Below are 20507 nucleotides of genomic sequence, written 5' to 3'. Positions count from 1 at the left end.
TTATTAATCTCCGCACGGAGCTGGTTCAATTTCAATTTTTGGACTCATGTCCCTATATGAATAGCCTTGAACATTACCTACACGTTTAAAATACTTGAAAAATCTTTCGTTTGGATGTCCTTTTTCCTTGTATTCATGAACAATATTTTCAATCACTTCGACGATTTTTTCAGGCTCTATTCCTTCAGCAACCGGCTGACCTGGATGGGCTGTTCTGCCGACTGTTTTAGCTCCTAAAAATAAATCAAATTTTCCTTTTCGAAAAATAATTCCAATGTCTTCATTCACAGCACCAAAACATGCCATACCACAGCCGTTAAATCCTACCTTTAATTCTTTTGGTAAATCTAGCCCACTTAACTTTTCATGAAGCTCCTCTGCATATGGAATGGAATCTTTCTTTTCTCCTTCACAAAAATCACAAGCCTTGATTTGAAAAACATCACCAATTGGTTCTAATAGAAATCCAACATCTTTAAGTTTTTCGGTGATCACTTCCGGTTCACTAGTAGGTATTCGTAACAGAATTTGATGATGTGGTGTATACTCCATTGAACCATCGTCCCCTGTCACTTCTGCAAGAGTCATCATCTGTTTTGGAGTGAATTTTTTATTTGCAATACCAGGGCTGACGGCTAATTCAAAAATCGATGTAATCGGGTTGTTTACAGAAATTTGAGCCTTTTCTTCGTTAATGGAAGAAGCTGTATTACCCTTAACTTTTTGCAACGCTTCTAACGCAAGTTGCAAAGAACTATCTTTTTCTTTCGTTGCTTTTGCTTTTTTAGTTGGTGGCATATCGTTAATACCTTTATGTAATGCCCATGGTTCGTTTTCATGTCGAAGACGCTCATGTGGCTTTAATCTCTGCTCAGTTGTATTTAACGTATACTTACGTTGATAACCTCTTGGCGTAATCATTTTATTGTCATATAAAAATGTTGATGAATTTCCAATCACAACCGTTGTAAGCATTCCGATATCATAATCAAGCATATGCTCAAGATCTGTAATAACGATATGCTGTCTGTCACGATACGCACTTTTTACAAGTCCAACTGGTGTTAATGGTGAACGATAACTTAATAAAATCCGTTGCGCCTCTTGTATTTGTCTTGTTCGGCGACCACTTTTAGGATTATAAAGAGTAATAACAAAATCAGCCTGAGCAGCTGCATCAATACGCTTTTCAATCAATTCCCAAGGAGTTAAATGGTCACTGAGGCTGATTGTGCATGCATCATGCATAATCGGAGCACCTAAAAGCGATGCACATGAATTAATAGCCGAAACACCCGGAATGACTTCAACACTCACACCTGTTTCTTCTGACCAACCTTTTTCAATTAAAACTTCATAAACTAGTCCGGCCATTCCATACACTCCGGCATCACCACTTGATATGACCGCGACTGTTTTGCCCTCTTCTGCAAGTTTTACAGCTGCTTGGGCACGGCTTACTTCCTCTGACATTCCTGTACTAATAATCTCTTGATCTGTTAAAAGGTCCTGAATCAATTCAACATATGTTTTGTATCCAATGATACAGTCACTTTCTTGAATCGCATCTTGAGCCCTTTTTGTCATATGTTCAAAGCTTCCTGGGCCAAATCCGATCACAAGTAATTTTCCTAGCAAGTAAATTCCTCCTTCCAAAATGAATAACGATTAAACGTTACTCTTCTGCGGTTTAGCTATTCCTGTAATCGATTCTGAATTTTCAGGTGCGGAAAAATGGTCTTTATCATATGTGTAGATCACACTGTCTTCTACCACATTTCCACCAACTAAGTGATCATGAACAATCTTCTTAGCTATTTCTGGAGTTGCAGCTTTATACCAAACTCCCTCCGGATAAACCACCATTACACAAGCATCTTTGCATCTACCATTACAACGAGTTCTTGTTGTATGAATGCTTGCATCCAAATCTAAGTTTGTGATTTCTTCTCTTATTGCCTGGGTTGCTTCTTCTCCACCTTTTCTCATACAGCTGCTTCCGTTACAAATGAGTACATGGTGCTTTGTTTCTGTAAGATTCCAAGTCGTCATCTTAACACTTCCAGTCTATTAAAATTTTTTCAAATAAAAAATGCACCTCTATATAGGCAGAGGTGCATTAAAAAATGGCAAATGACTAGCATTTTCTACTACACGTCTACCTATATGCCCGTAGGTATCAGTATTAAAAGTTAGGCAGGTCTCCTGACTTAGGTTCATAGCTTTATAACGTCTTCCCGGTTGCATTCAGTGACATCATGTTATAAGGCTTCCCATAACAGTGGCGGGTACCGTGTCGGATTTTCACCGACTTCCCTTTTAAGCACTACATATATCTGAAGTGCACCTAATCTTAAACTCTATTTAGTTTACTCATCTAAACGTATTAGGTTGTCTCTTAAAATATGTCTTTTTAAAAAACAATCTCCAAGTTAAATGCAAAAGATTTTACTCAAGAATAAGATCTTATACTTTTTGATAGTACAAAAAAATCCGCTCAGATCTTTACTGAGCGGATGAAAAGGGAATACGAAAGCAATCCAATAAATTTCATATGGTTGCATTCGTCTCACCTTCTCACCTCCCGAAGAAACTGAAACTTGATAAATTAAGACAGGTCTCCTGACTTGTGATTCACTCTACTTTAAGCCCCTTCCCATATATCACTTTTAACAAAGCTTCAATACAGTGGATTGCTTATTTCGTCGACACTTACAGTTGCGGGGACAGTTCCGGATTTTCACCGAATTCCCTATTAAGCCTTTAGCGGCATCTTAATTTACAGCGTATACTATTTTAAGTTGGTATCAATTGATAGGTATTATATTAAAGCAAGCAAAATGATATTTCAACATATTGTTGGATAAAGTGACAAAAGTTACAATAAAAATGGTGACTTATTCCATTCCTTCATCTTTTTCATCATATGCTATTAACACAATATTTTCGTTTGTTTCATTTCTTAATTCTTTTTCTAAACTCATGATTTTGTTTAATTGGTCACTATCTAAGTTTGCGACTGGAAAGTTTTCATAAACGCTCATGCTTCTAACCTCCTTTTGTTTTATAATAAGATTTTCACCTAAAATATTTTGATTATGCATCTGATATCATCATTCTGTTCGTGGCTTTTTTCTAAAAAACACTTCTGGTTCCCATCTGTTTACAGGATGTGTTCGATGTTGTCCAGGTTCACTTGGAAGTCTGGGTGCATCCTTAGGCTTGTTTTCTTTTGAAGAAGCCTGTTGTAACGATTGTCTAAGTGGCTTCCATTTTTTAAGAAAAGTAACAACTACTATTAGTACAAGTCCTAAGGTGGTGTATATGAAAACAGGTGTTAAAGTATTTTCTCCTACTCCAAGAATTCTTCCACCAGCTGATTTTCCACCAGCTTCTCCTAAACCGTAAACAACATTTGATAAAGCAAAAAACAACCCGATTAATTCTCCTTTTGACAATTGTGAGATGGTGCTGTCTATTGTAGGAAGAATCATCATTTCACCAATAACAAAGACTCCTCCACTAAGGATCAAATGGAAAAAGGATTGTGCAAAAAATAACGAGGCAATTCCAATCGTTATGAAGAGAATCCCTAAACCTAATGCAGTTAGAGGCTCTACTTTCCTAATAATTCGCTTTGTAATCAACCCTTGTAATGAGATAACAATTAAGCTATTAATTGTCCAAATCAACGCAACATTTTTAGGCTCCGGTAAAATAACTGTTGCTCTAAGTGGTAATGCAAGTGATAGCTGTGCATATAAAGCCCATATAAAAATCGTTACAAAGCTAAATACCATAAAGGGTTTGTTTTGAAATGCCTGTTTGTAAGCTCCCTTAGGAATTCCCTCACATGGCACATCACCGCAACCCTTTGGGAGAAAAATCCAGCTTTGTAGTGCTAAAAGGATATAAATTCCACCAGCAATCCAAAAGATCATTTTAGATGCTCCTGTTAAAAGGAAAAAAACAATTAATCCAGCCGAGCCTGTCCCAATATTTGCAGCTATGCCTCTTATCGAAAAAGCTGTTGTCAGGTTCTCAGAAGAAGCAAAAGCTGCGATGGCTGCTTTTGTTGAAGGAGCATTTAATCCAGTACCAAATCCCATCGTAATAGCAGTCACTATCAAAAGAGAAAACTGCGTGAATAAACCAAACCCAATAAGTCCACAAGCAGCAATCAAAGCTCCAAGTCCTATCGTAAATCCGCGACCAATACGATCAGCTAAAACTCCTCCGGCCACACTCCCGACCTGAAAAGCAATGGCAATACTAGCTAACACAATTCCAATTTGGCCAATGGATAAACCTGCATCTGTTTTTAAAATAATGGGAAGCATCGGTGTAACCAAATATGTTCCTAAATGTGAAAGTAAAACACCAAAAAGAAGGATAAGTAGCGGCTTTTCTAGTTGTAATATGTCTTTTATTCCCATTTGATTATCCCCCATTTCTTTTCATTTTACTTTTCCCTAGATGGAATAGGTTATGTAAAGAGCCCGAAAGATCGTTAGCTCTATTACGCGTATACACAGAAAATAGCGTTGACACTAAGAAAAACTATGACATAATAAGAAGAGTTGAATTTGAAGACATCTTGATAGCCAACATCAATATCATGGATAAGGATGGATGGAAATCATATCATTTTATAAAGTTATTTAAGTAATAGGCTGTTTTCGATACAGCTACAAAATCATAATATTTGGTTGCTTTTGTAAACACTATAAGTGAGTGCACAAGAGACCAGCGTTGATAATCTATTGTCACCGTTGGTCTCTTTTTTATTTGTTAATAACATAGGAGGAAATAAATTGAACAGATGGTTAGTTGTATTAGGAGCAATTCTTATTCAAATTAATTTAGGTGCAGTATATGCATGGAGCTTATTTAATCAACCTTTAATGGATAAGTTTGGTTGGGCAAAGGAAGATATTGTTGTTACCTTCTCCATCACAATTGCAGTATTTGCCTTAACAACAATTTTCGCAGGAAGGCTTCAAGACCGCATCGGACCAAGATGGGTAGCAACAATAGGTGGGATTTTACTCGGAGTTGGCTTAATTCTATCCAGCCAAGCGACTACATTATTTCAGTTATACTTTTTCTACGGTGTTGTAGGTGGAATTGGAATCGGGATGACTTATGTTTGTCCATTATCAGCATGTGTAAAATGGTTTCCTGATAAAAGAGGCTTTATTAGTGGAGTTGCAGTTGCCGGATTCGGTTTAGGTGGTTTAATTTATAAGCCTGTTATCGGATATTTAATTGATACTTTTGGTGTATCGTCTTCTTTCTTTTATTTAGGAATACTCTATTTTGTATTAGTTGTGACAGGTGCACAGTTATTAAAAAATCCACCTAATGATGATCTCACATCCACAACTTCTTCTAAAAAAACAAATGATTTTTCACCAGCTCAAATGTTAAAAACGTATCAGTTTTATCTATTATGGACAATGTTTTTATTTGGAAGTGTTTCAGGGCTTCTTGTTATTAGCTTCGCAGTAGATATTGGGGTTGATTTAGTAAAACTTAATGTTGAGCAAGCTGCAAATGCCGTAATGGTGATTGCATTATTCAATGCTGCTGGGCGAATTCTTTTAGGAAAAATCTCAGATCGAATTGGACGAAAAAATACACTTGTGATCATTTACGCATTAACTGCACTCATTATGTTTTATATGAGCACAGGTTTCATGAACTATCCAATTTATTTAATCGCAGTTTCTTTCATTGGCTTTGGCTTTGGTGGTTTTCTCGCTCTCTTTCCTTCTGTAACGGCAGATTACTATGGGACAAAAAACATTGGCACAAATTATGGTTTTATGTATCAAGCATACGGGCTATCTGCCTTCGCTGGACCTTTTATCATTAAAGCCATTTCTTTTACTCAAGCATTTATTTTGGCAGGTTTTATATGCGTATTGGCAATCATTATGGCTAAATTTATTAAGGTACCTTCTCATTCTTCATCAGATGAATTACTAAGTAAGGAACCTTTAAGAAACTAAATCTGTGGTAATAAGGATTGGGCCAAATTCCCACCTCAAAACATCATGCATTTGCACAAACTATTAGTGAATCAAAGGAGGGGTAAAGATGAATAAAAACCAATCAATGCAACCACCAGATACAGGTAAATTAACAAATTTCCATTACGGCTCTGAAAAGGATGACCGTACACAAGAAATGAAGCAAAAAGTAAAGAATCGCCAGCAATCTAAATAAAGAGATCCTCAATATTTTTTGAGTTAGCGGGTACAATAATTCATGAGCAACTGATTGTAGTGCTCGGGAGTTCCTAATCATTCAAAAGGGGTGTTGTACAATGGCAAGAAACAACAAATTAGTTGTGCCTGGTGCAGAAAATGCTCTTAATTCCATGAAAGAGGAAATTGCGAATGAATTTGGGGTACAACTTGGAGCCGATACGACAGCTCGTGCAAACGGTTCTGTTGGTGGGGAAATGACAAAGCGTTTAGTTGCAATGGCAGAAAACCAACTTCAGAATCATCAGCAATTTTAAAGGTAAGGGACCTCAGAGATGAGGTCCCTTTTTTATACTGAACGTCTAAAAGCTTTTACAATGACACCATCATTTGCAGGTTCAAAATCATACTGCGGAATTCGTTCAAATCCAAAACCTTCATATAATTTCATTGCACTTTTCATAAAATCAGCTGTATGAAGTCCAATAGAATCAATGCCCTTTTCTTTTGTTCGTTTCATACATTCCTTAATTAATGCTGAAGCAACTCCTTTTCCTCTAGCTTCCGTAGAAACAGCAAGTAAACGTATTTCGGAATAATCAAGCTTATCAACGATTCCTTCATATGCATCAGATTGTGGTGGAAATAACGCAACACTTCCTAAAATTTCCCCATCTATTTCAGCCACAATTAACTCTACTCCATCTTGAACATCTGCTTCAGAGGAGATGGCTTGTTTTAGTGCCTGCCAATGCTCTGATGAAACTGATGTTGCATGCTCGCTATATGCTAAAACTCTTTGTGTCCTAATGAACGGTAGCTCTCCCTTAAACGCATCTCGAATAATCATTTTTTGATCTCCATTTTTAATTTTTTATGATAAACTTCTCTTCCCTATTACTTACTAACTCCCGGTTATGCTCTGATTTCCAAAAGGATAGGTCTGGTCCCTTTGGTAAAATTTTCACATCTTCTTTTTCTGTAAAAATTGTGATGGAAAGGTGGTAATGGTTTTTAATAGCATTAAAATCAGTTGTATCTCCAAAACCTGGTGTTTGAAATAAATCACGAACATAACCAGAGAGATTCGGGAATTCTCTAATTAAACTTCGATTTGTGTTAAATGCGGTGTAATAAGCAGCATCAAATCGAACTAAAGTTGTGTAAAAGCGAACATCTGAATCTGTAATAAAATCACCATGCAAGAAACGCTGGTTAGAAAGTCGCTCATCTAGCTCATCTAACCGGGCAAAAAGCTGGTCATACGCTTGCTCATAAGCATCCTGAGAAAGCGCAAATCCACATTTATAAACTCCATTATTAATATCTTGAAATATAAGATCATTTAGTTCATCAATTTCTTCACGCAAGCTTTCAGGATATAAATCTGGTGCATTTTCCTTATGAAACGGTGACCATACCGTTTCAAAATAATTGGTTAACTTAAAATAATCATTATTTACTACTTTTTTTGTTTGTAAATCCACCATAACAGGTACTGTAGGCCTTCCTGTATATTCAGGATCGGTTCGATGATAAATTTCACTCATATACCTAATATCAAGGATTGGATCCTTACTCTTTTCATCCAATGAAAATTCCCAGTCAACACGATTGAGTTTTGGACGAAAAGGACTTGCAGTTCCTAAGCTGATAACATCCTCTAAGCCTAAAAGTTTACGAACGATAACAGTGCGGTGCGCCCATGGACATGCTGCTGTCCATAGTAAACGATAGCGTCCTGATTCAACTGGAAGCTCTTCTGGCTCGCTACCAAACGGAGTAGTAAACTTATTCAATTGACGTTTAAAAGCGCCATTTTCATTGATTTCGTCAGTTATTGTAGATTTATCTAAAGATTCAAGATCCAGTTCACAGCTCTGATCTTTTCGTGACACCTCATCACTCCCCATCTAAAGTTGCAGTACTATGTTTAGTTTAGTATCTACCTGAATAATCAGTCAATTTTTGGGCTCAGCAAAAAACCTGATACGAGAAGTATCAGGTCTCTTAAAACTTATTTAATTAGACATTTTTAACGTATTTCCTTTATCACGTTTCCAAATAAATTGTAGAGCCAGTAAAGCTGTAAATGAAATGATTCCTGTAATATCAGAAATACCTTCAGGATAGATGAGCAGAAGCCCTGTAACAAGTGCGACAATTCGCTCAATCCAATGAAGTTTACGCATCCAATAACCGATAATACCAGCACCGATAGCAAGCATTCCAGATACGGCTGTAATCAGCACCCACACTAATTCAAGCCACGTTGTGTCAATCATGAGCAACTCTGGTGAAAGAACAAATATATATGGGATGATAAAGGCAGCAATGGCCAGTTTGGCCGAGTTGACCCCTGTTTTCAAAGGCTCTCCTCCTGCAACACCTGCTGCGGCAAATGCAGCTAAGGCAACTGGTGGTGTAATATCCGCAATAATTCCAAAATAGAAAACAAACAGATGAGCTGATAAATCAGGTACACCTAATAAAATAATCGCAGGTGCAGCAATTGTCGATGTAATAACATAGTTAGCTGTCGTTGGTGAACCCATTCCAAGAACAATTGCAGCTAACATGGTTAGCATTAATGTTGGAATTAAGTATCCTCCAGCTAAATCAATCAAACCATTTGCAAGCTTAAGTCCTAAACCTGTTTTTGTTACAATCCCAACAATAATACCCGCTGCAGCAGTTGCAGCTGCAACACCTAATGCAGAACGAGCACCGTCTACAAGTGCTAGCACAAATTGCTTTGGTCCCATTCTCGTTGCTTTATTAAATAACCCTACGATTATCGCTACTAAAATCGCATATAATGCAGCATGTGTAACAATAATTCCTGACATTAATAATACGATGACCGCAATAATTGGAAGTAGCAAGTAAATATTTTTTAACACTTCTTTTCGATCCGGCATTTCTTCTTTTGTTAACCCGCGAAGACCAATTCGTTTCGCTTCAAAATGAGTCATAATCCAAATTCCTGCAAAATATAGAACGGCAGGGATTGCAGCAGCTTTCGCTATTTCCCAGTACGTGATACCGCCGATAAATTCAACCATTAGAAAGGCAGCGGCACCCATTATAGGAGGCATAAGCTGACCACCTGTTGATGCAGCAGCTTCTACAGCTCCAGCAAACTCTTTTTTATATCCAAGCTTTTTCATCATTGGGATCGTAAACGAACCAGAGGTAACAACGTTCGCAACGGAGCTCCCACTTATCGTTCCTTGTAGGGCACTTGAGAAAATCGCAACTTTAGCTGGTCCACCAGTTCTGCGCCCCGCAATGGAAACAGCCAAATCATTAAAATATTGTCCTACCCCAGTTCTCACTAAAAATGCTCCGAACAAGAGAAATAGGAAAATAAATGTTGAGGATACGGCAAGTGGTGTTCCTAATATCCCCTCAGTAGTAAAGAACATTGTTTGTACTAATCGCTCAAGTGTTAATCCTCTGTGTGCAAGGAAACCTGGCATATACTGCCCATAAAGTCCATACACCAAGAAGATAAGGGCAATAATAGTAATCGGAAGACCAACTGCTCTTCGTGTTGCTTCCAACACTAATAATATCGCGATGATACCGACGATAAAATCCATTTGTGATAGACGCCCAACGCTCATAACCAAATCATTAAAATTAATTGGCCAATAAGCTCCTATACCAACACTAAGGAGAGCTAATATGCCATCATACCATGCAATTTGAAGCTTACCTTTTTGACGTTTTTTCCTATTAGCAGGAAAAAGTAAAAAAATTAAGGATAAGGCAAACCCTAAGTGAATGGTACGCTGAATTTGTGCTGTAAAAACACCGAAAATGGCTGTATATAATTGAAATAGTGAGAATGATAGCAGTCCAATAAAGGCAATCCAGCCAATGATACCAGTTAATTTACGTGTACCGGCTTCAGGATCATATTTTTCCAATAATGCCTGTTGTTCTTCTTCATTTAACGTTTTATTTTCATCAACCACTTATGTTCACTCCTTTCAATAGTTCCCATAATGACATTTTTTTAGATGACATTCGCACCCATGTTCCAGGTTTAATAAAATTTGATAATGTATATGTGTGGTCCTTATAAATAATTCGATGATCCGCTCTTACCTGCCCGAGACGAAGATCAATAAATGGGAAAGCACGGTTCATATTCTTTATGTAGTATGTACCATTTTTTTCTTCAAATACCTCATCTCCTTCTGCATTAGAAGGCATGCCTATTGCAAAATCTTTGTAAGAAAGTTCAGTTAAGATAATTTGCTTTTTAGTAAGTGTGTAGGTTTCAATAACATCTGAAAGATGAATGGAATGTGTATATTTTATTTGAAAGGAATGATCTTTCTCAAAAGGTAGATATGCAAGTAGTTTTTCTTCGTTTTCATAAGTAAAAACAAGAGTTTGTTTAAAAGGAATGAAAACGAGCAAAGTGATAAGCAAGAGTAGAGGTACAATTACTAGAGTTATCTTAAGCCTCATAGAACCACCCTTTAAAGCATTGCAAATGAAATCGATAGACCGCATCATACGATCTACCGATTCTTAGACATGTTATTTCGAAACGCCTTTTTCTTCAAAGTACTTAGCAGCTCCAGGATGAAGTTCCATATCTCCAATTCCTTCTAGTGCTGATTCAGGTGTAATGAACTCACCTTTTGCATGAGTGATTTTGTCAGTGTTATCAAATAAAGCTTTTGTCATCTCATACACTAAGTTTTCATCAAGGTCTTTTGATGCAACTAGCATTGCCTTAACAGCAACTGTACTAACATCAGCTTCGATGTTATACGTTCCACTAGGAACAGTGTCTGCCGCATAGTAAGGATATTTTTCTACTAGCTCTTGAACCTTCTCTTCTGCGATTGGAACGATTACAACATCATCTTGTGCTGATAATGCTTCAACAGCACCAGTTGGAGTCCCAGCTGTAATAAATGCAGCATCAATGTTTCCTGCTTGAATTCCGTCTGTTGATTCATCAAATGATAGGTTTTGTGCTTTAATGTCATCAACCGTTAAGCCGTGAATTTCAAGAACTTGGATGGCATTGATGTAAGCTCCAGAACCTGGTGCACCTACAGAAACAGTTTTCCCTTTTAAATCTTCAACAGATGTGATTCCGCTATCAGCAGTTGTCACAAGCTGAACTGTTTCTGGGTAAAGTGAACCAATTGCTTGAACGTTATCAATCGGTGCATCTTTAAACATTTCTTTTCCTTCAAGAGCATATGAAGCAATGTCTGTTTGCGTGAAAGCAAGCTCTGCTTCGCCATTTCTTAATGTCTCCATATTCTCCGCAGATGCTCCTGATGTTTGTGGTGTTATGTTTGCATCTGTGTTTTCAGAAATGATGTTTCCGAGTTGTCCACCAAGTGGATAATATGTACCACCAGTACCACCAGTTAAAAGACTAAGGTTTTGAGTTTCGCCACCTGTGTCATTACCTTCTTCTCCACCTGTAGCTCCCTCATCACCGCCTCCAGTCCCGCCGCCACATGCAGCAATGACCATCATAAGTGATAAGATCATGATGAACAGAAAACTACTACGAAATTTCTTCATCATATTTGTAAAGCCCCCTTTTATTGGTAATTTTGTGTAAACACATAATTATACTACCATAGGTAATGGTAGATTTGTCAAATGATATGTGAGATAGAGTGACATAGGTTAAGTAGGTAAAGTAGTTTGATATGTAAGGGTTTTCCATAAATAACCTTAATATCTTGAAGAAAAAGATATATTTTCTCTATCTTTTGAAACTCGCTAAAATTATCTTAATATCGAACTTTGTCGAATAGCAGGTGTGTTGGTTCTAGTAAAATCGTTTCATAAAAATTTACTAATTTAGTAGTTTTGGGTAAATATTACCCGATATAATAAAAATGAAACCTTTTTACTTTAAATAAAAGAAAAAGATAATAGGAGGAACGATCAATGTTTGAATATAAATTTGAAAAAGTTGAAATTGGAAAGTGGAGTGGTAAACCTAAGGCTGAATATCAGGAAATCATTGAACAACATGCAAAAGACGGTTGGAGACTGGTTCAAATTTTTGCACCCGGCACCGCTGCATATGGTTCAGCGGCATATTATGAGATCATTTTTGAGAGACTTGTTAGCTCTTAATATTTCATGACTGACTGTAGACAAACTCGAGATGATCAAGTTTGTTTACAGTCTTTTTTCGCAAGAAACACGAGCTTATCAAGAACGCCTTCAAGAAGCAATTAACCAAGACCGTGTTATTGAGAAAGCTGGAAAACCTAATAATCAGGCAGTTCCTTTTTGTCTTCACTCTTTAATTGATTCTGCTAGTAGCTCTGCCAAGTGAACCGCTCTTACTGAATCTTGTAATCCTTCTCTAATAATACCTAACCTCATTTGTAACAAGCACCCAGGGTTTGAAGTTACAATCGTCTGTGCTTTCGTTTCTTTTACCTTGATCATTTTATCATCTAATATCTGCATCGACATCTTTTGTTCCGTTAAATTATATACACCTGCAGAACCACAGCATTGATCAGCCCCTTTCATTTCTTTATAGAATGTACCATCAATGGCTCTAAGTAATTTTCTTGGTGCACTCGATGTTTTCATTACATTTCTTAAATGACAAGAATCTTGGTATGTAACCGTTTGATCAGGTAGTGATAAATAATGATCTTCATTAAATTTAAGTTCAATTAAAATTTCAGAAAAATCCTTTACTTTTTCGGCGAATTTTTCGGCTCTTTTCTGCCATTCAGGTTCATCTCTTAAAAGATGATCATATTCGATTAAAAGAGCACCGCAACCACCTGCATTAAGAACAATATCGTCTATATCTAAAGTTTCAAACGCTTCAATGTTTATTTTTGCAAGTTGTTTAGCGGTCTTTTTCTCACCACTGTGTGCATGTAGAGCTCCACAACAGCCCTGTTGTTCTGGAATAAAGATGTCACATCCCGCTTGTTGTAAAAGTTTTAACGTAGCATCATTTATTTTCATAAACATAGTGTCCATTAAACAACCGGAAAAAAAAGCTACTCTTCGCTTCGTTTGGTTCTTGGCTTTTAGATAAGTTGGCCTATTGTTCATTTCATTCTTAGAAGGAACTATAGGTAAAGCCTTTTCAAATTGTTCTAGGTTCCCAGGGAGTAATGACAGTAGCTTTGTTTTGTGAAAAAAGGTTTGAATACCACTTTGCTGATAAATTGAAAGAAGATGATGAACTTTTTTAATTCTTTCTTTTTTGGGAAATAGTTCATCAAATATAAAATGTCTTAAAACTCGGACTGGCCATGTATGTTTCTTTTTTTGTTGAATCACATCGCGTGCTTCTTCAAGTAAATGACCATATTTTACACCAGAGGGACAAACAGGTTCACAAGCGCGACAGCCTAAGCATTGATTTAACTGTCTTTCAATGGTTGCATCAGGCTCTATCAAACCGTCAACTACGCCTTTCATAAGGGCAATTCTTCCTCTGGGTGAGGAAGCTTCATATTGATTTGTCTGTCCATACGTTGGGCATGAAGGCAGGCAAAATCCACATCGCATACAATTCATGAGTTCATCATAATTTAATCGTTCTTGAAAACCTTTCTGAATGTCTTCCTTCACAGATTGTTTCATGTATTTACCACCACTCTTTTACGAGTATCTTTTGCAAACATTTTTCCAGGATTCATGATGCCGTTTGGGTCAAAAGCCTGTTTAATTGCTTTCATAACTGATACCCCACTATCTCCAATTTTCCATGCTAAATATGGTGATTTCATCTCTCCTACTCCATGCTCCCCCGTAATCGTGCCACCTAATTCTATTGCTTTTGAAAATATCTCTTCAAAAGCTAATTCTACTTTGTGAATTTCTTCAGTATCTCGAGCATCTGTTAAACAAGTTGGGTGCAAATTTCCATCTCCTGCATGACCAAAAGTACAGATTTTTAAAGAATATTTTTCTGCAATTTCATTAATCGCTGCAACCATTTCGCTTATTTTCGAGCGAGGAACAGTCGCATCCTCTAGAATGGTTGTTGGTTTTAAACGTGCGAGGGCAGATAATGCTGCTCTCCGTGCTGTACTTAAACCCTCAGCCTCTTCTTTTGTTTTCGCTAATTTTACTGAAACAGCATTTCCTTCATGACAAATTTTCAAAATATGTTGAACATCTCTGTCTACAATTTCGGAAGGACCATCTTGTTCAATTAACAGAACAGCCTTAACATCTGTTGGAAGACCGACTTTTGCAAATTCTTCCACTACCTCACATGTTGATTGATCTAGAAATTCTAATGTAGCTGGAATGATTTTATTCGCAATGATGGCGGATACCGTTTTAGCTGCAGCATCCATATCTTGAAATAAGGCTAACAGTGTTTTTTTCGTTTCGGGGATTGGTATCAACTTTAATGTAGCCTCGGTGACAATTCCGAGTGTACCTTCAGATCCAACGAATAAATTTGTTAAATCGTAACCAGCAACATCCTTTGCAAGCTTTCCACCTGTATGAACGACCTCTCCATTCGGAAGTACAACCTTAAGTCCTAATACATAATCCTTTGTTACTCCATATTTTAATCCTCGAAGACCACCAGAGCATTCATTTATGTTGCCGCCTACTGTTGAGATTTTCATTGAGCTTGGATCTGGTGGGTAAAATAATCCCTTTTCCTCTACGGCATGAATCATATCTAATGTAATAACCCCAGGTTGGACAGTAACTGTTAGATTGTCTTCATCAATTTCTAAAATTTGATTCATTCGGTTAAATGTTAAAACAATCCCTCCGTGCGTTGGACATGTACCAGCACTTAAATTTGTACCTGAACCTCTCGGGACAATTGGAATTTTGGCATCATTGCATAGTTTCATAATTTGCTGAATTTGCAGAGTGTTTTCGGGCATGATTACAGCGTCTGGCAATGATTGAAAATTCGGTGTAGCGTCGTAAGAGTATACGAGTCTAGCCTCAGCTGTATCTTGAAAATATTTGTCTCCAACAATTTTTATAAATTGTTTTTTTATGGAAGTATCAAGCATTGAAATTCCCCCTACTTTATCTCTTTGACCTAATTATAATGGTAGAAAACGATGAGAACGATGGAGAAAAATACGAAAATAGCTAGAAAACATGTTGAGTTTTTGGTTGTTTATCTAATTGATAATAGGAAAGGGCAATATAAAATAAAGTTGTTCCTTCAGCACTTTTTGGATCGATGTTTGTTATATCTCTAATTTGTTTCAGTCGATAATGTAAAGTATTAATATGAATATGTAATGCATCAGCTGTATTCTTTAAAGATTGATTATAATAAAAATAAGTTTTTAAAGTTTCAATTAAATCATCGTCCTCTTTGATACTAGACAAAACTCGATGAATGAATTCATTTTTAGTCTTTTCGTTTATCTCCTCTAGAATAATCTCTAACAATAAAGAGTCGTAAAAGACAACAGAATTATTTTTTTCTGCGACTTTTAGAGCCTTTTTCGCTTCTTGATATGACGAATAAATATATTTGGATTCAACTGTTTTTCCTACACCGATTGATAAGTTTGTTTGGTGATGATTAGCAAAATATTGCTTACAAGTTTCTAGCATAAATTGTAATCCAGTCATTGAAATTACCCTTTTTGCGCTTTTTAATAATACAAATCGGTCTTGTCCCCATTGGACTAAATAGTCATCTTGATCTCTGAGTAACTCAGTTGTAAACCAACTATTTAATAAAAATTGGATGTTCTTTAATTTTTCTTGAGATAATTGAGAATCGAGTTGGATAAGGATACATAGATATGCATTGTTAAATGAGATTCCAAGAATCTCCCCTCGGTGAATAAATTCCTCATCAACGTCTTGATTGTATAACCATTCATAGAAAAAGGATTCTAGCCCTCTTGTTTTCCATTCTTTTTTTTCAATATAATTTGCCTCTCTGATGATGAGTTCTGTCATTCTTCTAATAAGTTCTGCAAAAGGTTCTATGTCTTTTGGAATCCCAGTTATTCCAATCACACCAATGACATCATTTTCATAGATAATCGGTAAATTAATTCCAGGTTTTACCCCCTGTAAATGAGTAGCGAATTCTTCATTAATATAAAGTTTTTTCTTTGTTTTCATCACGATATTTGCCCCTTCGTGAAAGGTTCCTACTCTATTTGAATCTGTCGAAGCGATAATGTAGCCATTCTGATCTACAACAATGGTATCTTCTGTCATTACAAGCTGTACTTCATTAACAATTTTTTTTGCTAATTCAGGGACAAGCCGCATATTAAAATCATATCCTTTGCATATTAGATTGAGAATAATCTCGATATAAAAATCTCTCACCTGCACAAGTCTGGAAACTAATTGTAAGCAATAGCAATATAAATAAACCCTTTTTAAAAAAGACTGTAGAGGAAACCTCCACAGTCTCTTGGATTATTCATTTATACGCTTGCTTCTTCCTTCACATTAAGAATATTGAAAAATTCTTTCATAAATCTTGGCAGGTCTGGCCAAGCATGACCTGTTACTAAATTGCCATCTACATGTAACATTTCTTCGATATATGTAGCTCCAGCAGCTTCAATTTCAGGACGACAAGCTGTATAGGCAGTCATTTCACGTCCTTTAATATGCTCACGAACAGTTGTAAGTACTTGTTGACCATGACATATAACTCCCATTGGTTTATCTTCTTTTAGAAAATGTGCAGTGATCTCTTGTACTTTTGGATTCATACGAATGTATTCCGGCGCACGTCCACCAGGGATAATAAGACCATCATAATCTGCAGGGTTAATGTCATCAACAGATGCATGAGATTCAATTTTATAGCCTAGTTTTTCAGTGAAAGTCTCCATTTCAGGAAGAAAATCATGACAGACGGTTTGAAGCTTCTTCTTCGTTGGAGAAGCGATTGTCACTGATATATTTTCTTCAATGCAGCGATAGTAAGGATAGTAAATTTCTAAGCAATCCACAGCATCACCAGTTACAATTAGTACATTTTTACTCATGTTTACAGTTCCCCTTTACAAATTAATTTTATATTAAGAATGCATTAACATTCTAAATATTCAGTTATTAATTGTGCTTTCTTGCTCTTTTATAGACGGCAGTTTGTATCTTGCTTCTAGTAAACCTCTACAATAGTGACCATTGAATTCCATGCTTAATCTTGTTCTTTTAGCACCAAGTAAATAATCTGAAAATGATTCAATAGTAAGGGATTCCCCTTCTGGTGTTGTGAAGGCAAGTGGACTAGAGTGATTGAAAAGGTTTTTCTTTTCAAAATACTTTGTCCTAATCAATTGACCTTCTTTTGATAGATTAAGAGATATTAAATCCGAATGTAATATACTGACGATCTTCTCCTTAGTCATGTCTAATTGATAAAGGAGGTGTTTGATCATTTTTTCTTGCCTTGCATAAAACGCCTTTATTTGAAATGTTTTACGTAGTTCATCCAAATCACCGTCAGACCCGCTAAAAGCGGTAAGTGATTCACTGAATGCTTTTCCTTTTGTAACACCTTGGTTAATTTCATTGGATGCACAGTGATCAATTAGGTTCACTTTTACTTCTTCCACCCAATTAAGTGATGATACATACTTATGAATATCCTCCGCCATGATGTAAGCAAAGTTTGGTGAGCACCAATAAGTCGGTAAACGAAAGATAACTTCCACAATTGAACCTTCAATGACGATATGATCGATAAATCCTAATTCTGTTAAGGGCTGATCAAGTTCCGGGTCGTATACTTGATCAAGCATTTGATATACTTGCTTCTCCTTTTCCATACGATCCCCTCTCCTTTTTCGGTTCAAGGTTTAAGCAAAATGATTAGCTAGCGAACAGTCTTTAAGTAACTTCTTATGGGCTTCAATGTCAATATTATATAAAGCTGCAACATTTTCACCTAAGATTTTCTTTTTTACATTCAAGTCCAGGTTTGCACCTGTTTCTTTTTGAATATCATCAGGTAGCTCCATTTCAATGAATTTCTCGATAAGCCAGCCAGGTTCCCAAATAGCATAGTCACTACCGAATAAAATACGGTCTTCTCCAATCCAATAGAGTAATTCACTAATAATTTCTGCAAAATAACGGGGTCTCGAATGAATAAACGGCATGGCAACAGCTAAACCACCATATACATTCTTTTCTTGTGTAGCAATCCAACAAAAATCTTCTAATCTAGGTAAACCAACGTGTTCAACAATGAAGTTTAAATCTGGAAAGGTGGATGCTGCATCATCAATATCTGCTACGTCAAATGCATCGCGATTTAGTGGAGTAATAGTAGGTCCTTTATGCACGTGAATATTCTTAATCCCAAGTTCTAAACATTTTTCTAAGTATCGCTTAGCCCATGGATCTGATAGTTTATATCCTTTTGAATCACCATACCAATCGGCTGTATATAGTTTTACCCCTTGCCAATTGTACTTTTCTTTATTTTCTTCTAATTGTTCAAGTCCACGTTCTCCGTGTCTTGGATCAAATGTACCGTTACAAATAAATCGATTTTTATATTTCTTTGCCAATTCCTCATTTGCATCAAAATCTCCAAATCCATTTTTATAAAATTCTTTTAAATATACAGGTTGGAAAATGGCGATGTCTGAATATCCCTTGATAAAAACATCCTTCACGAGTGTTTCAGGGTCGTATTTTAAAAATTTTTCCTTTGGCCAAATATACTCATCTGGACTTAAGTTAGTATGATAATCATAGAAGCAACTTATAAATTGATCACCGTGAATGTTCAACTGATTTTCTTTACTGCCATCCCATAAAGCAATATGAGCATCAATGATAAAAATCTCTTCACCATTTGGCAATTTATACATTTCCAATCCCCCTCATATTTTATTTAGTATCAAAATATGTTACCGCTTACAATAGATCTTGTAATTTATTGTAGTCTACTATTTTTTAATAAGATATGTAGTTTCACTCAAAATTTCAGTTATTTTAAAGGGAGTTCTTTGTATAATCATCTAACTTACTAGGATTGAACTTATTATACTAAATAACAAGAATAATATAAATGAGAAATGGAGGAGTTACCTAAAAAAATAGTGTTTCTAACATTTATCTTCAATTAGACAAGAATGGTCATTCTCCAATCTAAAAAGGAACTGCCATATATCAGCAATTCCCTCTTATGAGGAACTTTCTTAAATTACATGTTCACAGCAATTTTTTCATCAGAAATAATCAACCCATACTGACCGTTTTTCCGTTTGTATACGATACTAAATTGATCTGTTTCCGCATCTTGATAGACAAAGAACTGATGATCTAGTAAATTCATTTGTAGTATCGCTTCTTCTGTACTCATCGGTTTGAATTGAAATTGTTTAATACGAACAATTTCCTCTTCCTCTTGCTCTGCTGTCGGGATTTCAAACACTGGAGCTTGTTCAATTATTTTTCCTTTTCGCAGCTTACGATTTCTTCTTGTTTTGTATTTACGAATTTGTCTTTTTAATTTTTCTTCTACTAGATCAATAGATTGATACATATCGTTTGTTTTTTCTTCTGCTCGAATGGTTATATCACCAAGATGAATAGTTACTTCAATACAGTGATTATTTTTGAAGGTAGATAAATTAATATGAATTTGGAAAGTTGTTGTGTCTTCAAAATAGTGCTCCATAACCAAACCAATTTTTTGATCAACATAGGTTTTTAAAGCTTCGGTTAATTCAAGATTTTTGCTGTGAATAATTAGATTCATTGCTACTCCTCCTAAAACTTTATTCTTCTTCTTTTTCTGTTCGAACGATCAATACATCGCAGTTTGCGTATCGTAAAATGTGTTCAGATACACTTCCGACAAATATTCTTTCAACGGCGTTCATTCCTGTTGCACCACAAACGATTAAGTCCACCTTCTTTTCAGGTGCAATTTCTTTTGCAATCTTTACTTTTGGAGAGCCATATTCGATAATTGCTTCTACATTTAATAACCCGTTTTCAATTGCGATATTTTTATATTTTGTTAATAGAGAATGTGAAAAATTTTCAGCATGTTCAATAAATGCTGGTTCGATTGGTAACCCATAGGATGTTAACACTACTTCTCTTGAATCAATAATTGTACACAATATTAAGTGTGCATGGTTTCTTTTTGCGATACTAACGGCCTTTCGAAAAGCCCACTCAGCTTCTTTTGATCCATCAATTGCAACAAGGATATTCTCATAGACCATATTCATGATCATCTCTCCCTACTTTTCTTTTAAGGAAGGTTCTTCCTATGAGTTAAGTTTACCTTGTTATAATGGATAGCTCGGTGAT

The 20507-nt window shown here is 36.1% G+C and carries 21 protein-coding genes and 2 riboswitches; of the genes, 4 read left to right on the top strand and 17 right to left on the bottom strand.

Annotated elements, in window-relative coordinates; genetic code table 11:
* Positions 1-3 precede the first annotated feature (3 nt).
* The 4 genes from cobJ to D9842_RS05865 all read right to left on the bottom strand — a co-directional run bounded on the left by cobJ (position 4) and on the right by D9842_RS05865 (position 4436).
* Positions 4-1587 carry a precorrin-3B C(17)-methyltransferase gene (gene cobJ / locus D9842_RS05875; RefSeq protein WP_373995120.1) on the bottom strand — a complete coding sequence of 528 codons (1584 nt, stop codon included), beginning with the start codon at positions 1585-1587 and terminating at the stop codon, positions 4-6.
* A gap of 81 nt (positions 1588-1668) precedes the next feature.
* Positions 1669-2052 carry a (2Fe-2S) ferredoxin domain-containing protein gene (locus D9842_RS05870; protein WP_121661696.1) on the bottom strand — a complete coding sequence of 128 codons (384 nt, stop codon included), beginning with the start codon at positions 2050-2052 and terminating at the stop codon, positions 1669-1671.
* Between the two features lie 126 nt (positions 2053-2178).
* Positions 2179-2366, bottom strand: a riboswitch (cobalamin riboswitch).
* Between the two features lie 229 nt (positions 2367-2595).
* A riboswitch (cobalamin riboswitch) is annotated at positions 2596-2792 on the bottom strand.
* Positions 2793-2897: 105 nt separating this feature from the next.
* Positions 2898-3044: a hypothetical protein gene (locus tag D9842_RS25690; RefSeq protein WP_162987319.1), complete on the bottom strand. Its 147-nt coding sequence runs from the start codon at positions 3042-3044 to the stop codon at positions 2898-2900.
* Positions 3045-3113: 69 nt separating this feature from the next.
* Positions 3114-4436 carry an MFS transporter gene (locus D9842_RS05865; RefSeq protein ID WP_121661695.1) on the bottom strand — a complete coding sequence of 441 codons (1323 nt, stop codon included), beginning with the start codon at positions 4434-4436 and terminating at the stop codon, positions 3114-3116.
* A 378-nt stretch (positions 4437-4814) separates the two neighbouring features.
* Here D9842_RS05865 and D9842_RS05860 point away from each other — a divergent pair, with 378 nt between their 5' ends.
* From D9842_RS05860 to D9842_RS05855, 3 genes are all read left to right on the top strand, one after another.
* Positions 4815-6014, top strand: a complete 1200-nt coding sequence (locus D9842_RS05860; RefSeq protein WP_121661694.1) for an L-lactate MFS transporter — start codon at positions 4815-4817, stop codon at positions 6012-6014.
* A gap of 88 nt (positions 6015-6102) precedes the next feature.
* Positions 6103-6231, top strand: coding sequence for a hypothetical protein (locus tag D9842_RS26195; RefSeq protein WP_257535986.1), 129 nt, complete (start codon positions 6103-6105; stop codon positions 6229-6231).
* A gap of 100 nt (positions 6232-6331) precedes the next feature.
* Positions 6332-6529, top strand: coding sequence for an alpha/beta-type small acid-soluble spore protein (locus D9842_RS05855; protein WP_098796961.1), 198 nt, complete (start codon positions 6332-6334; stop codon positions 6527-6529).
* 32 nt (positions 6530-6561) lie between these two features.
* Here D9842_RS05855 and D9842_RS05850 read toward each other — a convergent pair whose 3' ends face one another.
* From D9842_RS05850 to D9842_RS05830, 5 genes are all read right to left on the bottom strand, one after another.
* Entirely contained in the window at positions 6562-7062 is a 501-nt protein-coding gene (locus tag D9842_RS05850; protein ID WP_121661693.1) for a GNAT family N-acetyltransferase, read from the bottom strand.
* A 16-nt stretch (positions 7063-7078) separates the two neighbouring features.
* Entirely contained in the window at positions 7079-8110 is a 1032-nt protein-coding gene (locus D9842_RS05845) for a glutathione S-transferase family protein (RefSeq protein WP_373995093.1), read from the bottom strand.
* A gap of 123 nt (positions 8111-8233) precedes the next feature.
* Entirely contained in the window at positions 8234-10195 is a 1962-nt protein-coding gene (locus tag D9842_RS05840; RefSeq protein ID WP_121661691.1) for a TRAP transporter permease, read from the bottom strand.
* Positions 10188-10697: a DUF1850 domain-containing protein gene (locus D9842_RS05835; RefSeq protein ID WP_180320416.1), complete on the bottom strand. Its 510-nt coding sequence runs from the start codon at positions 10695-10697 to the stop codon at positions 10188-10190. The genes D9842_RS05840 and D9842_RS05835 overlap by 8 nt, the downstream gene beginning before the upstream one ends.
* 72 nt (positions 10698-10769) lie before the next feature.
* Positions 10770-11780, bottom strand: a complete 1011-nt coding sequence (locus D9842_RS05830) for a TAXI family TRAP transporter solute-binding subunit (RefSeq protein ID WP_121664962.1) — start codon at positions 11778-11780, stop codon at positions 10770-10772.
* 375 nt (positions 11781-12155) lie between these two features.
* Here D9842_RS05830 and D9842_RS05825 point away from each other — a divergent pair, with 375 nt between their 5' ends.
* Positions 12156-12347: a DUF4177 domain-containing protein gene (locus D9842_RS05825; RefSeq protein ID WP_121661689.1), complete on the top strand. Its 192-nt coding sequence runs from the start codon at positions 12156-12158 to the stop codon at positions 12345-12347.
* 165 nt (positions 12348-12512) lie between these two features.
* Here the strand turns inward: D9842_RS05825 and D9842_RS05820 are convergent, their stop codons facing one another.
* The 8 genes from D9842_RS05820 to D9842_RS05785 form a co-directional block, all read right to left on the bottom strand.
* Positions 12513-13835 (bottom strand): (Fe-S)-binding protein, encoded by a 1323-nt coding sequence (locus D9842_RS05820; RefSeq protein ID WP_121661688.1) that lies wholly within the window; start codon positions 13833-13835, stop codon positions 12513-12515.
* The gene (glcD, locus tag D9842_RS05815) at positions 13832-15244 is read right to left on the bottom strand and encodes a glycolate oxidase subunit GlcD (RefSeq protein WP_121661687.1); all 1413 of its coding nucleotides are present in this window, start codon (positions 15242-15244) and stop codon (positions 13832-13834) included. Before glcD ends, D9842_RS05820 begins: the two co-directional genes overlap by 4 nt.
* An 82-nt stretch (positions 15245-15326) precedes the next feature.
* A complete protein-coding gene (locus tag D9842_RS05810; RefSeq protein WP_121661686.1) occupies positions 15327-16478 on the bottom strand; it encodes a CdaR family transcriptional regulator in 1152 nt (383 codons plus the stop codon).
* 161 nt (positions 16479-16639) lie between these two features.
* Positions 16640-17212, bottom strand: coding sequence for a DJ-1/PfpI family protein (locus D9842_RS05805; RefSeq protein ID WP_121661685.1), 573 nt, complete (start codon positions 17210-17212; stop codon positions 16640-16642).
* Between the two features lie 60 nt (positions 17213-17272).
* Complete coding sequence (locus D9842_RS05800; protein ID WP_121661684.1) at positions 17273-17998, bottom strand: iron-sulfur cluster assembly protein; 726 nt, start codon at positions 17996-17998, stop codon at positions 17273-17275.
* Positions 17999-18028: 30 nt separating this feature from the next.
* Positions 18029-19051, bottom strand: a complete 1023-nt coding sequence (locus D9842_RS05795; protein WP_121661683.1) for an amidohydrolase family protein — start codon at positions 19049-19051, stop codon at positions 18029-18031.
* Between the two features lie 335 nt (positions 19052-19386).
* On the bottom strand, positions 19387-19944 hold the full coding sequence (gene hpf / locus D9842_RS05790; RefSeq protein WP_121661682.1) for a ribosome hibernation-promoting factor, HPF/YfiA family: 558 nt from the start codon (positions 19942-19944) through the stop codon (positions 19387-19389).
* 19 nt (positions 19945-19963) lie between these two features.
* Positions 19964-20425, bottom strand: coding sequence for a universal stress protein (locus D9842_RS05785; protein ID WP_121661681.1), 462 nt, complete (start codon positions 20423-20425; stop codon positions 19964-19966).
* Positions 20426-20507 lie beyond the last annotated feature (82 nt).

This window comes from Metabacillus litoralis, assembly GCF_003667825.1.
GTDB lineage: Bacteria > Bacillota > Bacilli > Bacillales > Bacillaceae > Metabacillus > Metabacillus litoralis_B.
Note: the sequence above shows the minus strand (reverse complement) of the source record. Positions and strands in the feature narration are given on the sequence as shown.

Bases quoted from the DNA above. Each gene is read 5' to 3' on its own strand.
- D9842_RS26195 (WP_257535986.1), top strand. From the start codon at position 6,103: ATGAATAAAAACCAATCAATGCAACCACCAGATACAGGTAAATTAACA.
- D9842_RS25690 (WP_162987319.1), bottom strand. From the start codon at position 3,044: ATGAGCGTTTATGAAAACTTTCCAGTCGCAAACTTAGATAGTGACCAA.
- D9842_RS05800 (WP_121661684.1), bottom strand. From the start codon at position 17,998: ATGGAAAAGGAGAAGCAAGTATATCAAATGCTTGATCAAGTATACGAC.
- D9842_RS05820 (WP_121661688.1), bottom strand. From the start codon at position 13,835: ATGAAACAATCTGTGAAGGAAGACATTCAGAAAGGTTTTCAAGAACGA.
- D9842_RS05870 (WP_121661696.1), bottom strand. From the start codon at position 2,052: ATGACGACTTGGAATCTTACAGAAACAAAGCACCATGTACTCATTTGT.
- D9842_RS05850 (WP_121661693.1), bottom strand. From the start codon at position 7,062: ATGATTATTCGAGATGCGTTTAAGGGAGAGCTACCGTTCATTAGGACA.
- glcD (WP_121661687.1), bottom strand. From the start codon at position 15,244: ATGCTTGATACTTCCATAAAAAAACAATTTATAAAAATTGTTGGAGAC.
- D9842_RS05855 (WP_098796961.1), top strand. From the start codon at position 6,332: ATGGCAAGAAACAACAAATTAGTTGTGCCTGGTGCAGAAAATGCTCTT.
- D9842_RS05825 (WP_121661689.1), top strand. From the start codon at position 12,156: ATGTTTGAATATAAATTTGAAAAAGTTGAAATTGGAAAGTGGAGTGGT.
- hpf (WP_121661682.1), bottom strand. From the start codon at position 19,944: ATGAATCTAATTATTCACAGCAAAAATCTTGAATTAACCGAAGCTTTA.
- D9842_RS05785 (WP_121661681.1), bottom strand. From the start codon at position 20,425: ATGAATATGGTCTATGAGAATATCCTTGTTGCAATTGATGGATCAAAA.
- D9842_RS05805 (WP_121661685.1), bottom strand. From the start codon at position 17,212: ATGAGTAAAAATGTACTAATTGTAACTGGTGATGCTGTGGATTGCTTA.
- D9842_RS05865 (WP_121661695.1), bottom strand. From the start codon at position 4,436: ATGGGAATAAAAGACATATTACAACTAGAAAAGCCGCTACTTATCCTT.
- D9842_RS05810 (WP_121661686.1), bottom strand. From the start codon at position 16,478: ATGCGGCTTGTCCCTGAATTAGCAAAAAAAATTGTTAATGAAGTACAG.
- cobJ (WP_373995120.1), bottom strand. From the start codon at position 1,587: ATGACAAAAAGGGCTCAAGATGCGATTCAAGAAAGTGACTGTATCATT.
- D9842_RS05830 (WP_121664962.1), bottom strand. From the start codon at position 11,780: ATGAAGAAATTTCGTAGTAGTTTTCTGTTCATCATGATCTTATCACTT.
- D9842_RS05835 (WP_180320416.1), bottom strand. From the start codon at position 10,697: ATGAGGCTTAAGATAACTCTAGTAATTGTACCTCTACTCTTGCTTATC.
- D9842_RS05795 (WP_121661683.1), bottom strand. From the start codon at position 19,051: ATGTATAAATTGCCAAATGGTGAAGAGATTTTTATCATTGATGCTCAT.